Origin of the sequence: Bacillus sp. AF62, assembly GCF_050312695.1 — a bacterium.
In the GTDB taxonomy this organism is placed as follows: Bacteria; Bacillota; Bacilli; order Bacillales; family Bacillaceae_G; genus Bacillus_A; species Bacillus_A cereus.
Map to the genome: position 1 here is coordinate 1 of NZ_JBNPJZ010000286.1, position 308 is coordinate 308.

A 308-nucleotide genomic window follows, 5' to 3' on the forward strand; every position below is an offset into this window, starting at 1 on the left:
CAGTTATTCAGAACTGCTTAAACTACAACCGTATTTTGTAAGCAGGTTGATGTTTTTTCAAACTTTGCAACAGAACCACGTTCCCTGTATTATTGGAGTAAACTGTATACATCTCAATTAGAGCAAGGAATGCCCTACCGTTCTTTACGTAAAACGATTGCGATTAATCTATTAGATTTTGATCTCTTTCTTCAATATGATGATATGCATACAGTCGGACAATTTTGGAGTAGGCAACACAAGGAAGTGTTACTCGAAGATTTGGAAATCCATTTCATTGAAATTCCGAAATTGCTACAGCAATGGAG

At 36.0% G+C, this 308-nt stretch carries 1 pseudogene; it reads left to right on the top strand.

Annotated elements, in window-relative coordinates:
* Positions 1-78 precede the first annotated feature (78 nt).
* Positions 79-308: pseudogene (locus ACQRBL_RS32765) on the top strand (Rpn family recombination-promoting nuclease/putative transposase); the annotation flags it as partial.